14 protein-coding genes and 1 riboswitch are annotated in these 13,139 nt (G+C 69.3%); of the genes, 3 read left to right on the forward strand and 11 right to left on the reverse strand.

Going from position 1 to position 13,139, the window contains the following annotated elements:
- Nucleotides 1-38: 38 nt before the first annotated feature.
- On the reverse strand, nucleotides 39-1,043 hold the full coding sequence (locus D103_RS0102740; RefSeq protein WP_018866844.1) for a cytochrome-c peroxidase: 1,005 nt from the start codon (nucleotides 1,041-1,043) through the stop codon (nucleotides 39-41).
- Between the two features lie 192 nt (nucleotides 1,044-1,235).
- Nucleotides 1,236-1,458, forward strand: a riboswitch (cobalamin riboswitch).
- A 110-nt stretch (nucleotides 1,459-1,568) separates the two neighbouring features.
- Here D103_RS0102740 and D103_RS0102745 point away from each other — a divergent pair.
- Nucleotides 1,569-2,699 carry a porin gene (locus tag D103_RS0102745; RefSeq protein ID WP_018880466.1) on the forward strand — a complete coding sequence of 377 codons (1,131 nt, stop codon included), beginning with the start codon at nucleotides 1,569-1,571 and terminating at the stop codon, nucleotides 2,697-2,699.
- 20 nt (nucleotides 2,700-2,719) lie between these two features.
- Nucleotides 2,720-3,277, forward strand: a complete 558-nt coding sequence (locus D103_RS0102750) for a cytochrome c (RefSeq protein ID WP_018875739.1) — start codon at nucleotides 2,720-2,722, stop codon at nucleotides 3,275-3,277.
- 194 nt (nucleotides 3,278-3,471) lie between these two features.
- Here the strand turns inward: D103_RS0102750 and cobM are convergent, their stop codons facing one another.
- From cobM to D103_RS0102765, 3 genes are read right to left on the reverse strand one after another with little or no spacing between them, the layout of a single operon-like run.
- Nucleotides 3,472-4,236, reverse strand: a complete 765-nt coding sequence (cobM, locus tag D103_RS0102755) for a precorrin-4 C(11)-methyltransferase (protein WP_018875740.1) — start codon at nucleotides 4,234-4,236, stop codon at nucleotides 3,472-3,474.
- The gene (locus D103_RS0102760) at nucleotides 4,233-4,694 is read right to left on the reverse strand and encodes a cobalamin biosynthesis protein (protein WP_018866848.1); all 462 of its coding nucleotides are present in this window, start codon (nucleotides 4,692-4,694) and stop codon (nucleotides 4,233-4,235) included. Before D103_RS0102760 ends, cobM begins: the two co-directional genes overlap by 4 nt.
- Nucleotides 4,673-5,908: a bifunctional cobalt-precorrin-7 (C(5))-methyltransferase/cobalt-precorrin-6B (C(15))-methyltransferase gene (locus tag D103_RS0102765; protein ID WP_026280244.1), complete on the reverse strand. Its 1,236-nt coding sequence runs from the start codon at nucleotides 5,906-5,908 to the stop codon at nucleotides 4,673-4,675. Before D103_RS0102765 ends, D103_RS0102760 begins: the two co-directional genes overlap by 22 nt.
- Nucleotides 5,909-5,912: 4 nt before the next feature.
- Between D103_RS0102765 and D103_RS0102770 the strand changes: the two genes are divergently transcribed.
- Entirely contained in the window at nucleotides 5,913-6,713 is an 801-nt protein-coding gene (locus D103_RS0102770; protein WP_018875742.1) for a cobalt-precorrin-6A reductase, read from the forward strand.
- A 13-nt stretch (nucleotides 6,714-6,726) separates the two neighbouring features.
- On the opposite strand, the gene cobJ is transcribed toward D103_RS0102770, so the two are convergent.
- The 7 genes from cobJ to D103_RS0102805 form a co-directional block, all read right to left on the reverse strand.
- Nucleotides 6,727-7,512: a precorrin-3B C(17)-methyltransferase gene (gene cobJ, locus D103_RS0102775; RefSeq protein WP_018875743.1), complete on the reverse strand. Its 786-nt coding sequence runs from the start codon at nucleotides 7,510-7,512 to the stop codon at nucleotides 6,727-6,729.
- Nucleotides 7,509-8,264 (reverse strand): precorrin-2 C(20)-methyltransferase, encoded by a 756-nt coding sequence (locus D103_RS0102780; protein WP_018866852.1) that lies wholly within the window; start codon nucleotides 8,262-8,264, stop codon nucleotides 7,509-7,511. Before D103_RS0102780 ends, cobJ begins: the two co-directional genes overlap by 4 nt.
- A complete protein-coding gene (locus D103_RS0102785) occupies nucleotides 8,261-8,914 on the reverse strand; it encodes a precorrin-8X methylmutase (protein ID WP_018875744.1) in 654 nt (217 codons plus the stop codon). The genes D103_RS0102780 and D103_RS0102785 overlap by 4 nt, the downstream gene beginning before the upstream one ends.
- The gene (gene cobG, locus D103_RS0102790; protein WP_018875745.1) at nucleotides 8,911-10,242 is read right to left on the reverse strand and encodes a precorrin-3B synthase; all 1,332 of its coding nucleotides are present in this window, start codon (nucleotides 10,240-10,242) and stop codon (nucleotides 8,911-8,913) included. Before cobG ends, D103_RS0102785 begins: the two co-directional genes overlap by 4 nt.
- Before the next feature lie 71 nt (nucleotides 10,243-10,313).
- Nucleotides 10,314-11,087 carry an ABC transporter permease gene (locus D103_RS0102795; protein WP_038028170.1) on the reverse strand — a complete coding sequence of 258 codons (774 nt, stop codon included), beginning with the start codon at nucleotides 11,085-11,087 and terminating at the stop codon, nucleotides 10,314-10,316.
- Complete coding sequence (locus D103_RS0102800) at nucleotides 11,084-12,028, reverse strand: ABC transporter ATP-binding protein (protein WP_026280245.1); 945 nt, start codon at nucleotides 12,026-12,028, stop codon at nucleotides 11,084-11,086. Before D103_RS0102800 ends, D103_RS0102795 begins: the two co-directional genes overlap by 4 nt.
- Nucleotides 12,025-13,134: a cobalt-precorrin-5B (C(1))-methyltransferase gene (locus D103_RS0102805; protein WP_018875748.1), complete on the reverse strand. Its 1,110-nt coding sequence runs from the start codon at nucleotides 13,132-13,134 to the stop codon at nucleotides 12,025-12,027. The genes D103_RS0102800 and D103_RS0102805 overlap by 4 nt, the downstream gene beginning before the upstream one ends.
- Nucleotides 13,135-13,139: the final 5 nt, after the last annotated feature.

The raw sequence follows: 13,139 nt of genomic DNA on the forward strand, positions 1-13,139 counted from the left end.
CGGAGGGGGGCTGGCGCATTCGATTCCGATGCGGCCGGTTACGGCAGCGCAGGAATCTCGAACTGCGGCATTTCGCCGGTCAGCGCGTGCATGAAGGCCTCGATATCCGCGACCTCGTCATCACTGAAGTCCTGCCCCAGCATTTCCTCGCCCATGATGCGGATCGCCTCTTCCAGCGTGGCGGTCTCCCCGTTGTTCATGTAGGGGTAGGTCAGGGCCACGTTGCGCAGGGTCGGGGTCTTGAACGCAAACCGGTCGCTCTCCTCACCCGTGACCAGGTAGCGGCCCTCGTCCTCCGAACCCGGCACCTGGATGCGGTGGAAGTTGCTGTCGGTCAGCGCCGGCCCACGGTGACAGGCCACGCAGCCGTTGTCGGCGAACAGCTTCATCCCGCGCATCTGCTGCTCGCTCATCGCGCCCTCATCCCCGGCCAGCCAGCGATCCAGCGGCGAGTTCGGGGTGTTCAGCGTACGCTGGAACGTCGCCAGCGCCTTGGCCACGTGGTCGGTATTGATCACGTTGTCGCCGTCATAGTCGGGATAGGCGGCCTCGAATTTCTCCTGGTACTCATTGAACTCCTCCAGGCGGGCGATCGCATCCTCCAGCGGCATCGCCATCTCGATCGCGTCCTGGATCGGGCCCAGGGCCTGCCCCTCCAGGTCGTCCTCTCGGCCATCCCAGAACTGCGCGGTGAAGAAGCCGGAATTCAGCACGGTCGGGGTATTGCGCTCGCCAACCTGGCCGTCATGGCCTACCGCGCGCGGGATGCGGTCCGCCCAGCCCAGCGCCGGGTTGTGGCAGGTCGCGCAGGAGATCACGCCGGAGCTGGAGATGCGCGGCTCGAAGAACAGCATCTTGCCCAGCTCGATCTTCTCCTTGGTCATCGAGTTGTCCGCCGGGATCGGCGGCAGCGCCGGCAGCGGCTCGAACACATCGCGATACTGCGAGTAATCAGTATCCGCCACGGCGGGCGCGGCCACGCCCAGCGCCAGGGCGGTGCAGGCCGAAAAGATGGCGCTGCGAAGATAAGAACCTCGGATCATGGCAAAGTCTCCCTGAGATTGGATCGGTGTCGGCGAAGACCGATATAGACTCGGTCCAAATCACCTGAATCCCACCCTATCGACCCGGTATTCGATCGACCAGCGAAATCAGCGCTCCCGTTGATCCAGATCAATCACTGCGGTTGGTCGCTCATCAGACGCTCTTCTTGCCAGCCTGTTTGCACCCCAGTACCCTTCGCCCCGCCTCCAGGTGCCCTGGCGTTCCATCGCCGGGGATAATCGGGAAGCCGGTGCGCGAACTGCCGTTCGCAATGCCGGCACTGCCCCCGCAACGGTAGGTGAAGACAACGGATCAACAACCACTGCGCCGCAATTCGGTGTGGGAAGGCGATCCGCCCGGGCACCCCCGCCCGCTTCACGAGTCCGGAGACCGGCCAGGAGGAAACCTGACGCTGCGGCGGGCAAGCGGTCGGGTCGGGCTTGCTGTGTCTATAGTCCCCGACCTCCCCTGGCCCACCCAGCGTCGTTCCATCCACGGCGCACGGGGTGTGCGTCCCAGGGAGAATGACCTTGAACAAACCGACCCGACGACCCGGCCGGCCGCCACTCCTGGCTCCGGCCCCGACCCTTCTCGGCCTGTTGATCGCCAGTGGCGGGGCTTCCCCCCTCCAGGCACAGTTCGAGTTCGGCAGCGAAGCCGACGGCTTCGCCATCACCCTGGACCCGCTCATCCAGGGCCGCTACGCCATCGAGCGGGGCGACGAGGGAACCACCACCGAATTCGACTTTCGCCGCGCCTGGCTGGATACGACGGGCACCCTCTTCCACCCCGATCTTAGTTTTCGCCTGCAGCCCGACTTCAGCAGCGGCGAGCTCTCGATGCGCGATGTCTGGCTCCAATACGCACTGACCGAGTCCCTCGACCTGCGCGCCGGCCAGTTCACCGTACCCTTCGGCCTGCCGCGGGACATCGGTGGCCCCAACCGGCTGTTCACCGAATTGAGCATCGCGGGGAATCAGTTCGAGGTCCCGGCTGGACGCGATACCGGCGTCACCCTACTGGGGGGCGACAGCGACGACCGGGCCTGGGCCATCGGCGTGTTTGATGGTCGCGGCCGCCTTGACCAGCGGGATGACCGACCGTCCACCTCCGGCCACCTGTTCAGCGCTCGGGGGGCCTGGGCACCGGTAGGCACCCTTCCACGCGACAACACGACCGTCGGCAAGCCGGTCGAGCATACAGTGGCCCACGGCGTCGGCCTGCAGGCGGCGAACCGCAATCACCTGCGCGACTGGACTCGCGGGCGGGAGAACCAGGTAAATCAGCAACGCGCCGACTGGGTCACCGCAACGGCCGACAGCGTCGTCAAGTTTGCCCGCACCGCCATTTCATTCGCCGCCTTCCGCCGCGACGTATCGCCCGATCACGGCCCCTCCTACCACGACTTGGGCGCCGAACTCGAGCTGGCTCAGGCACTGCCCTGGGAGGGGCTCGAGGTTGCCGCGCGCCACGCTGTGCTGCGCCACGACGCCGGCAACGACCTCGGCACCGACGAGCGCTGGCAGCGCGAGCGGGGCGCCGGCCTCAACTGGTACCACCGCGGCCAGCGACAAAAAACCCAATTGATGTGGCTGGACCGCGACGCCGGCACTTCGGACTGGGAGCTGCACTTGCAGCACCAATTCCGCTTCTGACACTGGAAAGGAGATCCGACATGACTCGACCCCCCTTTACACCGGCCCTCCGGATCGCCGGCCTTGTCCTGTTCCTGCTTGCCGCCACCGGCGCCCATGGCGACGAGGTGACGCTCCCCATGCCCGGCCCCTGGGGCAAAGACTACAGCGAGACGATGGACAACCCGGCCACAGTGGACGCCACCGAGGCCTTCCAGCGCTTCCGCCAGCAAAGCATGCAGGGCACCTCAGCCACCTACCGCAGCATCGAGCAGATCCTGCGCTACGACGCACCGTTCGCCGAGCGCCTGCCCGACCTCGCCGAGGAACTGGCGCGCCGAGCCGCCGACATCGAAACCTGGTTCGCTCGCGAGACCCCGGCGCGGGGCGGCGAACCCGGCGCCCTGCCCGCGGCCTGGGAGGACCCGGAGTTCTCCGAGTACAAGGCAGCCTACCGCGAGGCCGCCGAACGACTGCAGCGCAAGGTCGAGGCGGCCGAGGACCTGGAGAACGAAGACTTCCAGCTTCGCGCCACCGAGGCCCTGAACGGCGTGCGCCACCATTGCTTGGCCTGCCACGACCACTACCGCCGCCGCTAAACCGGGCGGGAACCAAGGGGCCGCCTCACGGCGGCCCTTTCCGTGGTCCTGATCGAGAAGAAACCGCCTTCGCCTGCAAGCAGACTCCTACAGGTTCCTGGCGATGTGGGAACCTGCTTGCAGGCGAAAAGCCCAGTGCCCCACAACACCCACCGGAGTCACCCCTGCCTGCGGAAGATCGGGGCCGCCGCCGCTTAGTCCCCGTCCATGCCGCGGTAACGGCGCACATGCGCCGGGTCGTACAGCGCACTGTCGCGGAAATCGCCCGGGTCCAGCGCCGGGCCCACCAGGATCAGCGCCGAGCGCCGCGTGGTCAGGGCCTGCGCCCGTTCCGCGATATTCCCCAGCGAACCGCGCACCACGGTCTCGTCCGGCCAGCTGGCACGGAAGACGATGGCCACCGGGCAGTCGCAGCCGTAGTGCGGCCGCAGGTCCTCGACCACGGTCTCGATATTGTGCAGCGAAAGATGGATCGCCAGGGTCGCCCCGGTGGCGGCAAAGCTCGCCAGCCGTTCGCGCTCCGGCATGGAGGACGCCCGTCCCGGCGTGCGCGTCAGCACCACCGACTGCGCCACCTCCGGCACCGTCAGTTCCCGCCCCAGGGTCGCGGCGGCGGCGGAGAATGCCGGCACGCCGGGCGTGATGCTGTACTCGATCCCGGCCGCCTCCAGCCGACGGATCTGCTCGCCCAGCGCGCTGTAGACCGACAGGTCGCCGGAGTGCAGGCGCGCCACGTCCTGGCCCGCCGCGTGGGCGCGTTCGATCTCCTCCATGATCGCGTCCAGCGTCAGCGGCGCGGTGTTGACCACGCGCGCCCCCTCCGGGGCATGTTCCAGCACGGCCTCCGGCACCAGTGAACCCGCGTACAGGCACACCGGACAGGCCGCAATACGATCCCGGCCGCGCAGGGTCAGCAGATCCGCGGCACCCGGGCCTGCACCGACAAAATGAACCGTCATGATGACTCCTCGAAAAGATGTTGGCGGTCGACCCAGGCCACCGCGCAGCTGGCCTGCGGTGACAGACGCCGCGGCAACAGCAGACGCGCGCCCTCGCCGGCCGCTGCCAGCGCCGCTGCCTCGGCCACGGAACCGACCCCGGCCGTTGCACGCACCCGTGGCGACTCCGTCAGCACTCCCCCCTGGCAGTCCGCAAGGGCGGCCATGGACGGGAATACGAGTTCCAGTTCCAGCTCCCGCGCGACCGTCGCCAGCATGCGACTGTCACTCTTATGCACCGGTGCCGCCAGCTGCCGGGCCCCGAGCACTCCGGCACGCTCCACTCCCAGCACGGCGCGAGCCTCGGCCAGTACCTCGCGCATCAGACCCTCCAGCTCCCGGGCCGTACAGGCGGAGGCGAAGCCGACGCCCGGCACGACCAAGCCCCCCTCCTGGTTCAGATCCGGCGCAGGGCCCACAGGGTCACCGGCCGCAGCGGTTTCCAGCCGGACATCGCGCCCAGCGGTTCCGAGCGACTCACATTGATGCGTGTCAGCTCGCCACCATGGCGCTCGCGAGCCGCCGCCAACACCGCATCGCCCTCCACCGTCACGCTGCTGGCGACCAGGCGCCCCCCCGGGCACAGACGCTCCACGCAGTGTTCCACCAGCCCGGGCGTCGTCAGCCCACCACCGATGAAGATCGCGTCGGGGGCAGACAGGTCATCCAGCGCCTCCGGCGCGCGCCCGTGGATGCGGCGCAGTGCCGGCACCCCCAGCGCGCTCGCGTTGCGCGCGATGCGTTCCAGACGCTCCGCACGCGGCTCGATGGCCACCGCTTCATTGGCCGGGTCCGCCAGCATCCACTCGATGCCGATGGAACCGGAACCGGCACCCACGTCCCAGAGCCGTTCGCCACGACCAGGTGCCAGCAGGGCCAGTGCCACCGCACGCACCTCGCGCTTGGTAATCTGACCATCCTGCTCGAACTCCGCCTCCGGCCGACCGGCGCTCGCCGCAAGCACCGTTGCTGCCGGATCGGCCCGGCACTCCAGCGCCACGGTGTTCAGTGCCTCGATCCCGACCTCCGGCCAGGCATCGGCACGCGCGCTGACGGCCGTCTCGTTGGCCGCGCCCAGGGACTGCAGTACGGTCAGGGTGGAATCACCGAAGCCGAGCCCGGTCAACCAGCGTGCCAGCTCCGCCGGCGTGTCTCCGTCGCGGCTCAGGATCAGCAACCGCGCGCCGTTGTGCAGCCAGGGCCGCAGCGCCTCCATGGGCCGGCCGTGCACCGACAGGCAGCGGGTCTGCTGCAGCGGCCAGCCCATCCGCGCAGCCGCCAGGCTGAACGCCGAGGGCGCGGGCCAAACACAGGTCTGAGCGACCGGGAAACGTCGCATCAGGGTCGCCCCCACCCCGAACCAGAAGGGGTCGCCGCTGGCGAGCACGCACAGCGGCTGCCCGGCGCGTGCCTCGATCCAGTCCAGCGCGGTCTCCAGCGGCGACGGCCACACCAGGCGCTCCTGCCCCGGCCGCTCCGACAGCATCTCCAGATGCCGGGCGCCGCCGATCACCGTCGCCGCCGTGTCCAGCGCCATGCGGGCCCCGGGTGCCAGCCCGGCAAGCCCCTCCGCGCCTACGCCGACGATATTCAGCCATGGCGTTGGTTCACTGTTCGTCGCTAGACTGGTCATCCTCATGAGCTCCCGTTCATCTCCTGACTCCAGCCCCCGGGCGGCTCGCCCGCGGCAGATCCTGCTGCTGGGCGGCACGACCGAGGCCGCGGCGCTGGAACCACTGCTGGATGTGCACCCGCGGCTGCAGGCCACCGTCTCGCTGGCCGGGCGCACCCGAAAACCGGGGCCGGCGCGGCTGCCTCGGCGCACCGGCGGGTTCGGCGGCGTCGACGGCCTCGCCGCCTGGCTGCACGAACACGCCATCGACGCCCTGGTGGACGCGACCCACCCGTTCGCACGGCAGATCTCGGCCAACGCCGTCTCGGCTGCGCGCCAGACCGGCATCCCGCTGGCCCGCCTGACCCGACCGTCGTGGGAGGCCGGACCGGAGGACCGCTGGATCCGCGTGCCCGACCTCGCGGCCGCCGCCCGCGCCCTTCCGGAACTCGGCCGGCGCGTGCTGCTGACCACCGGCCGCCAGCACCTGGAGGCCTTCGAGGCCGCGCCCGAACTGGACTACGTCATCCGCACCATCGACCCGCCCGAACCACCGCCGGCGCTGCCGCGGGTTACCTGGATCCACGCCCGGGGCCCGTTCACGGCCGAAGACGAGGCGCGCCTTTTGCGGGAACACACGATTGACGTGCTGGTGACCAAGGACAGCGGCGGCGATGCCACGGCCGCCAAGCTGCAGGCGGCCCGCGAACGGGGTATGCCGGTTGTGATGGTGGAGCGCCCGCCGGATGCCCCCGGGGTGCCGCGATTCCACGCCCCGCAGGCGGTACTCGACTGGCTGGAGGATCTCCCGGACGCGCACGGCTAACGCGGCTCCCGCCTCATTCCGCGGACTCGACATAACGCGGGGTGTACACGTGCCGCCGGCCCGAAGGACGCTCCAGCACCCGAGTGGAGGCGGCGCCCACGATCACCAGCGTGCTCATGTTCGCCGTCGTCGGGTCCACCTCGCCGAGGGTGGAGATCTGCACGTCTTCGCGTTCGCCGCGGCCCACCGCGGTGGCCAGCACGACCAGGGTGTCCGGCCCCTGCACCTCGCGCACGATGCCCAGTGCCTCGCCCAGCTGCCAGGGACGTGCGCGCGAGATCGGGTTGTAGAAGGCCATGGCGAAGTCGGCCTCGGCCGCCAGCCGTACCCGACGCTGGATCAGCGACCAGGGCTTGAGGTTGTCCGACAGCGAGATCACGCAGAAATCGTTTCCCAGCGGTGCACCCAGCCGCGCCGCGGCGGCCTGCATCGCCGACACCCCGGGCAGCACCTCCACCGTCACCGCGTCCCAGCGACCCGGCTCCGAGCCTTCCAGGGCCTCGAAGACCGCGGCCGCCATCGCGAACACACCCGGGTCGCCGCCCGAAACCACCGCTACGTCCCGCCCCTCGGCGGCCAAATCCAGGGCGTGGGTTGCGCGCGCCAGTTCCTCGCGGTTGTCCGAGGCGTGCACACGGTGGTGGGCGGCCGCAATCCGTTCCAGGTACGGCCCGTATCCCACCAGGTCGGTCGCCGCTTCGAGACGGGCAGCGACCTCCGGCGTGATCCATTCCGGCCCCGCCGGACCCACCCCGACCACACTCAACCGACCGACCACCGGACCACCATCCCCGCTCATCGCCGAACCCCGCGCCCGGGGATCACGATCATCGAGAAATAGGGCACCCGCTCCGGGATCTCGGACACTGGCAGGACCCGCTCCTCGGCGGTGCTGGCGCGTTCCACGTACCAGGCGCGCTCGTCCAGCCCCAGCTCCTGAAGGACACCCACCACCGCATCGCGATGGGTTCCGACCTTCATGATGACCGCCGCATCGGTCCCCTGCAGGGCCTGGCGCAGATCGTCGATCGGCATCGTGCCGGGGATCACCGTCAGCAGGTCATCGCGCATGGTCAGCGGCGTCGACAATTGCGCAGCCGAGGCCATCATCGAGGTCACGCCAGGGACCACGTGGGTGGGAAACCGATCCTTCAGCCGCAGGTAGACGTGCATGAACGATCCGTAGAAGAACGGATCGCCCTCGTTCAACACCACCACCGAACGCCCGGCTGCCAGTTCGGCAGCCAGTTGCTCGGCGGCGGCGTCGAAGAACTGCTCGATGCGGCGGCGATACTCGTCAGAGCCGTGCGGGATCTCGTTGGTCACCGGATACTCCAGCGGCATCTCCTGCTGCCCCGTGCCCAGGTGGGCGTCCACGATGGCGCGCGCCTGGCCACGGCCACCCCGGCGACAGAAATAGGCCACTACCGGGCTCTCTGCAATCAGGCGCGCGGCCTTCAGCGTCAGCAACTCGGGATCACCCGGCCCGGTGCCCACGCCGTACAGACAACCCGCGGCCGCGGGTTCATGCAGCTTGGGGGATGTCGTCATATCCGGTCACTCGCAAAGGCGTTGATGGCCGCCGCGGCCATGGCGCTGCCACCGCGGCGTCCGAAGATGGTCAGGTACTCGAGGTCCAGCGGGCTGGCGGCCAGCGCCTCCTTGCTCTCCACCGCACCGACAAAGCCCACCGGGATACCGAGTACCGCGGCCGGACGCGGCGCGCCCTGGTGCAGCATCTCCAGCAGGTGAAACAGGGCCGTGGGCGCATTCCCGATCGCCACCACCGCACCCTCCATATGCGGTCGCCACCATTCCAGCGCCGCCGCCGAACGCGTTGTGCCCATACGCTCGGCAGCAGCCACCACTCCGTCCTCGCGCAGGCTGCAGATCACCGGGTTATCCGCCGGCAGCCGGGCGCGCGTGACCCCATGCGCCACCATGTTGCTGTCGCAGAGGATCGGCGCGCCAGCAGCCAGCGCCGCGCGAGCCGCCCGGGCCACGCCAGCCGAAAACCCGACGTCCTGCGGCAGGTCGGTCATACCGCAGGCATGGATCATGCGTACCACCGCAGACACCAGATCCTCCGGAAAACGATCCAGCGCCGCCTCGGATCGAATAATCGCGAAGGATTCCCGGTAGATGGCTGCGCCGTCGCGCTCGTAATCCGGTACGACCCCCGCGGTATCGCTCTGCGTCATGTTTCTTCTCCGTTATTCATCATCGCGTTGAGGCGCCGACGCAGGTCGGTCGGGCCCAGCCTGCGCAGGGCCGCGAACATCCCGACGCGCTCTGCGTGCGTAATCTGTTCAAGCGCCGACAGGGCCGCTCGCAGCTGATCCGGTGAAAGACCCTCAAGAAGGGCCTCCCAGTGCGCCGGGGCAGATTGCAGCGACAGGTCGTAATGCCCCGCCCGCGCCGCAAGGACCACCCGGGCATTCGCGGGCCTCCCGCAGTGCTTCTCGCAGCCACTGACATGCAGATATTCGTCATCCGCCAGCAGCCCGCGGGCGGCTGTCCCGAGCATCGCGGCGTCCGCCCGAGTGAATGTCGTACCCGCCGAGCATCCCCCCTGACCGACACAGGCGCTCACCACTAGGCGAGGATCTCGTGGATCCGTTACTCCGCCCCATTCAGCCAGCCGGTCCAGGGTGATCGGCCGCGCCCCGACCAGCAGCACGCTGCGCCAGGGAGTCAGCCGCAGGCGCCCTTCTTGGCCGCGGATCTGCTCGGCCAGCCCCCGCAGGGCCTCGGCGCGCAGGGATCCGAACGGGAACGCGACCCCGAAGGCATCGCCATTCAGGCACGCACCAATCCCGGAGTCGGCGTTTTCGCTGCTCCGTGCCGCAACCGGATCCCCACCCGGAAGCACCCGCTCCAGCCCGGGAGGCGTCAGGGCCTTCGCGCCGAACCGAGCCAGTGCGCCGGGCAAACGGCCCGGCGGATCCGGATCCCCCTGGCGCAGCGCCACGAATTGCTCGAGGACTTGCAGGGCAGCGTCCACGGCCTTCTCCGGGCGTGCCCACCCAAGCACCGTCGCGGCGTGAGCCGACGCCCCGACGGCCACGCGAATCCACACGCCACCCGGTCCCGTACAGGCCTCCAGTCGAAGGTCCGCCGGCACTCTACCCAGCGGCAACCCGCCACCCGCCTCCACCAGCACCCCGACCTTCGGCGGCAGTGCGCGCAGGCGCGGGGTTGCGCCCAGTGCCCGCGCAAGTTGCCGCGCGATGGGCTGTACATCCATGGCGGCCTCCGGGTCGATATCCGTCGCTGGTGCCACCAGCACATTGCGCACCGCCTCCGCCTCGGGATCGCGATCCGCCAGACCCGCCGCCTCCAGTTCGGCCCGTGCCGTCTCCAGGCCCGGCGTGTCCAGACCGCGCAATTGCAGATTGCCGCGACTGGTCAGCTCCAGGTCACCGGAACCGAAACGCAGCGCCACCTCGGCGAGGATGCGCGCCTGCGCCGCGTCAAGCCCTCCGATCGGGTGACGTACCCGCATCAGAAGCCCGTCTCCGGTCGTCATGGGCGCAGCGACTCCGGGACACGCCCGGCGCACACGCGGATGCTCGGCACCCAACGGCTTCGGACCCCTGCTCATGACCGGATCCGCACGCCGCGAGCGACCAGGGTCCAGGCCACCCCGCCGACAACCAGGGTGGTCCCCACGAGCACCCAGAAGGTTGTGGCCCAGGCGAAGGACCCGGTCCCCAACAGGCCGTAGCGAAAGCCCTCGACCATGTAGTACAGCGGGTTCAGCGCTGCCAGCGACTGCCAGGGCTCGGGCATCCGTTCCACCGGATAGAACAGCCCTCCCAGATAGATCAGGGGGGTCAGCACAAACGTCGCCACCACGGAGGTGTGGTCGAAACTGCGCGCGTACAGGCCATTCAGCAGGCCGGCCAGGGCGAACAGCGTGGCACTGACCAGCGCGATCCCCAGAGTCGCCGCCAGGTGGTGCAGTTGCAGGTTGGTAAACGGGATCGCAACCAGCGCCACTAGCGCCCCGGCCAGCAGACCGCGGATCACCCCGCCGGTTGCAAAGCCCGCCACGATCAGCCAGGCGGGGAGTGGCGCAACCAGCAATTCCTCGATGTGCCGCTGCAGGCGCGCGCCATAGAACGCCAGCGTCACATTGCTGTAGGCGTTGGTGGACACGGCCAGGATGATCAGGCCCGGCAGGATGAAATCGGCGTAGTCGACGCCACGCATGGTGCCCAGCTCGCGCCCGACCAGGTGGCCAAAGATCACCAGAAACAGAACGGTCGTCACCACCGATGGCAGCAGGTTCTGCACCCAGGCACGCAGGAAGCGGCGCACCTGCTTGATCACCATCCCGCGGTAGGCAAATCCGTAAGCCGCGAGCCTCATGTCCCGGCCCCCTGCGATGCACTGGCACGTTCCGCGATGCGCTGCAGGAACAGCGACTCGAGCCGGTTGCGCTTGTTGCGCAGGCCCGCCACCCGGACACCGTACACACCGAGACGCTCAAAAAGCGCGTTCACCTCCATACCCTGCGGCAGGTCAATCTCCAGGGTCCAGCGATCCACCCGCCGGATCGCCAACCCTTCCAGCTCGGGGCACGCATCAAGGGGGGCGCTCAACTCGAGCACCAGGGTCTGCACGTTCAGCCCGTGCAGCAGTTCGCCGGTCTCGCCGCGCGCAACGATCTCGCCCTGACCCAGAATCGCCAGCGAATCGCACAGCGCTTCCGCCTCCTCGAGGTAGTGCGTCGTCAGGAGGATGGTCACACCATCCGCATTCAGCGCACGCAGCAGTTCCCAGGTTGTATGGCGTCCCTCGAGGTCAACCCCCGCGGTCGGCTCGTCCAGCAGCAGCACGCGCGGGCGGTGCACCAGCGCCCGGGCAATCATCAGCCGGCGCTTCATTCCGCCCGACAGCCCCCAGGCGGACTGCCGCCGCCGGTCCGCCAGGCCCACCTGTTCCAGTACCTGGCCAGTACGCTCGCGCGCCCGCCGCGGGGACAATCCGTAATAGGCCGCCTGGGCTTCAACAATCTCGCCCACCGGCTCGAAGCTGTTGAAGTTGATCTCCTGCGGCACCACGCCCATGCAGGCCTTCGCCGCAACCGCCTGTGTCGCCACGTCGAAGCCGCAGACCCGGATCGACCCGCGATCGGCCCGCACCAGCGTGGTCAGCAGTCCCACCAGGGTCGTCTTGCCGGCCCCATTCGGCCCCAGCAGGCCGAAAAAGCGGCCCGCCGGGACTTCCAGGTCCACGTCCGCCAGCCCGACCCGGCCACCGGCATAGCGCTTGGCCACCGACTTCAGGGCGATTGCCGGGGCCATCATGGCGCCAGCCCCCCGGTGTCCCTGGCCAACCCGACGATGCGTCCGGCCCGATCCACCGCGCAGACCTCCAGCGCCGTGGTCTCCGGCAGCATCCCGCGCGCCCGCTTCCAGGCGCGCGCACTGATACGGTCGGCCAGCGCCACACCCTGCTCCAGGCAATCCGCAAGCGCCTGGGCGCTGGTATTCGCCGCGCGGATGCGCGCGACTAGTTCCTGGCTGCCTCCCAGATCCGCCGCCTCCTCCGCCAGCGCGTCGAGATCGATGCGCGACTTGCGGCTGTGGGCATCCAGGTGTCCGGCCGCGAATTTGCTGAGCTTGCCGAACCCCGCGGCCAGCACCACCGCAGGCAGAGGATGACGCCCCAGGTACTTCAGTGCCGCCCCGAACAGATCCCCCATCTCGATCAGCGCCATGTCGTCCAGGCCGTACTGTTCGCGCATCGCCGCCTCGCTGGTACCCCCGGTGCAGCAGGCCACACGCGGACAGCCGTTGGCGCGGGCCACGTCTATGGCCTGATGAATGGATGCGATATAGGCGGCGCAGGAAAACGGCCGGACGATGCCGGTGGTGCCCAGGATCGAGAGCCCCCCGAGGATCCCCAGGCGGGCGTTCATGGTCCGCCCGGCAATGCGTTCGCCACCGTCCACGCCGACCGTGACCCTGAAGCCCCCGCTGTACCCAGCGGCTGCAGCCAGTGTCTCCAGATGCCCCTGGATCATGCGTCGGGGGACCGGATTGATGGCGGGCTCGCCCGGCTCCAGCACCAGGCCCGGGCGCGTGACCGTCCCGACCCCGGCACCCGCCACGAACTCGACACCGGGCGCACCGCACAGATTCACCTCCACCCAGACCCGGGCCCCGTGGGTGGCATCCGGGTCGTCGCCGGCATCCTTGATGACCCCGGCAACCGCGCCGCCCGGAGTGGGTTCGAGGTCGTTCAGTGTCAGGCTCACGACCTGTCCCTTCGGCAGGATGACTTCCACCATCTCGAGCCGCCGCCCCTCCAGCAGCCAGCGTGCGCCGGCAACGGCACCGGCGGTCGCACACACACCGGTGGTCAGCCCCGTGCGCAGACGCCCGCTCGTCTCGGGCGTCTCCGGGCGCATTCCGC

The sequence above is a fragment of the Thioalkalivibrio sp. ALE31 genome, from assembly GCF_000377405.1.
Taxonomy (GTDB): domain Bacteria; phylum Pseudomonadota; class Gammaproteobacteria; order Ectothiorhodospirales; family Ectothiorhodospiraceae; genus Thioalkalivibrio.

What these genes read in the sequence shown, in the direction of transcription:
- D103_RS0102745 (WP_018880466.1), top strand. Translation starts at nt 1,569, where the DNA reads ATGACCTTGAACAAACCGACCCGACGACCCGGCCGGCCGCCACTCCTG.
- D103_RS0102795 (WP_038028170.1), bottom strand. Translation starts at nt 11,087, where the DNA reads ATGAGGCTCGCGGCTTACGGATTTGCCTACCGCGGGATGGTGATCAAG.
- D103_RS0102785 (WP_018875744.1), bottom strand. Translation starts at nt 8,914, where the DNA reads ATGACGCAGAGCGATACCGCGGGGGTCGTACCGGATTACGAGCGCGAC.
- D103_RS0102800 (WP_026280245.1), bottom strand. Translation starts at nt 12,028, where the DNA reads ATGATGGCCCCGGCAATCGCCCTGAAGTCGGTGGCCAAGCGCTATGCC.
- cobJ (WP_018875743.1), bottom strand. Translation starts at nt 7,512, where the DNA reads ATGAGCGGGGATGGTGGTCCGGTGGTCGGTCGGTTGAGTGTGGTCGGG.
- D103_RS0102765 (WP_026280244.1), bottom strand. Translation starts at nt 5,908, where the DNA reads ATGACCAGTCTAGCGACGAACAGTGAACCAACGCCATGGCTGAATATC.
- D103_RS0102740 (WP_018866844.1), bottom strand. Translation starts at nt 1,043, where the DNA reads ATGATCCGAGGTTCTTATCTTCGCAGCGCCATCTTTTCGGCCTGCACC.
- cobM (WP_018875740.1), bottom strand. Translation starts at nt 4,236, where the DNA reads ATGACGGTTCATTTTGTCGGTGCAGGCCCGGGTGCCGCGGATCTGCTG.
- D103_RS0102780 (WP_018866852.1), bottom strand. Translation starts at nt 8,264, where the DNA reads ATGACGACATCCCCCAAGCTGCATGAACCCGCGGCCGCGGGTTGTCTG.
- D103_RS0102805 (WP_018875748.1), bottom strand. Translation starts at nt 13,134, where the DNA reads ATGCGCCCGGAGACGCCCGAGACGAGCGGGCGTCTGCGCACGGGGCTG.
- D103_RS0102750 (WP_018875739.1), top strand. Translation starts at nt 2,720, where the DNA reads ATGACTCGACCCCCCTTTACACCGGCCCTCCGGATCGCCGGCCTTGTC.
- cobG (WP_018875745.1), bottom strand. Translation starts at nt 10,242, where the DNA reads ATGACGACCGGAGACGGGCTTCTGATGCGGGTACGTCACCCGATCGGA.
- D103_RS0102770 (WP_018875742.1), top strand. Translation starts at nt 5,913, where the DNA reads ATGAGCTCCCGTTCATCTCCTGACTCCAGCCCCCGGGCGGCTCGCCCG.